Genomic DNA, 548 nt, shown 5'->3' on the forward strand with positions numbered 1-548 from the left:
GGGTGAAGTCGTAACAAGGTAGCCGTATCGGAAGGTGCGGCTGGATCACCTCCTTTCTATGGAGTAACACGACGTGATAGAGAGCTATCACAAAGATCGCTTAGGCTGTTTTGTTCAGTTTTGAGAGGGCTATCTCTCAAAAGAAAATTTTTTTGTGTCTGTTTGTTTATGGGCCTGTAGCTCAGCTGGTTAGAGCGCACGCCTGATAAGCGTGAGGTCGGTGGTTCGAGTCCACTCAGGCCCACCATAAACACTTGACTAACAATAGTATTGTTAGTATAATTTTTAGCAGACTTTAAAATTGGGGCCTTAGCTCAGCTGGGAGAGCGCCTGCTTTGCACGCAGGAGGTCAGCGGTTCGATCCCGCTAGGCTCCACCAATATTTTTTGCACCTTGAAAACTAGATAACGACAACGACATCCAATAAAGAAAGTAATGCTTTTTTGTAGATTAATTAGGTTAAGCTACGAAGGGCGCACGGTGGATGCCTTGGCACTAGGAGCCGATGAAGGACGGGACGAACACCGATATGCTTCGGGGAGCTGTAA

2 tRNA genes and 2 rRNA genes are annotated in these 548 nt (G+C 46.9%); all 4 read left to right on the plus strand.

The annotated features are described in order from the left end of the window. Positions 1-56, plus strand: a 16S ribosomal RNA gene (locus FCL54_RS23705); the annotation flags it as partial. Between the two features lie 114 nt (positions 57-170). Then, positions 171-247: transfer RNA gene (locus FCL54_RS23710), tRNA-Ile, on the plus strand. 56 nt (positions 248-303) lie between these two features. Beyond that, a tRNA-Ala gene (locus FCL54_RS23715) sits at positions 304-379 on the plus strand. Positions 380-457: 78 nt separating this feature from the next. Then, positions 458-548, plus strand: a 23S ribosomal RNA gene (locus tag FCL54_RS23720); the annotation flags it as partial.

The organism is Exobacillus caeni (assembly GCF_005747095.1).
Taxonomy (GTDB): Bacteria; Bacillota; Bacilli; order Bacillales; family Guptibacillaceae; genus Exobacillus; species Exobacillus caeni.